General features: G+C 48.0%; 1 protein-coding gene. It reads right to left on the bottom strand.

Going from position 1 to position 537, the window contains the following annotated elements:
• Window positions 1–537, bottom strand: a 537-nt coding sequence (dnaX, locus tag A3739_RS02795; protein ID WP_068500231.1) for a DNA polymerase III subunit gamma/tau, incomplete at both ends; no start/stop codon positions are given.

Below are 537 nucleotides of genomic sequence, written 5' to 3'. Positions count from 1 at the left end.
CCTGATCCGTCAGACTCAAGGCATCACGCATACTGCCATCAGCACCCCGAGCTATCGCCCATAATGCGGCATCTTCGGCACTGACTTGCTCTTGTGATAAAACAAACTTCAAGTGATGAACGATTCTTTCCGGCGTCATATTCTTCAGATTGAACTGAAGGCAACGTGATAGGATCGTAATCGGTAATTTTTGAGGATCGGTGGTCGCAAATAAGAATTTCACATGCTCTGGCGGTTCTTCCAGAGTTTTCAGCAAGGCATTAAAACTATGCGTCGACAGCATGTGTACTTCGTCGATCAGATAGATCTTAAACCGCCCTTCAGTTGGCGCGTACTGAACATTCTCAAGAAGCCCTCGCATGTCTTCGACTTTGGTTCGCGAAGCCGCATCGATCTCGATAAGATCAACATAACGCCCTTGCTCGATTGACGTACAAGCTCCGCACTCGCCACAAGGCTCTGAGGTAATGCCTCGTTCACAACTTAAGCAACGTGCAAGAATCCGTGCAATAGTCGTTTTACCGACACCTCTAGTGC

It is taken from the genome of Oleiphilus sp. HI0067 (genome assembly GCF_001635735.1).
Note: the sequence above shows the minus strand (reverse complement) of the source record. Positions and strands in the feature narration are given on the sequence as shown.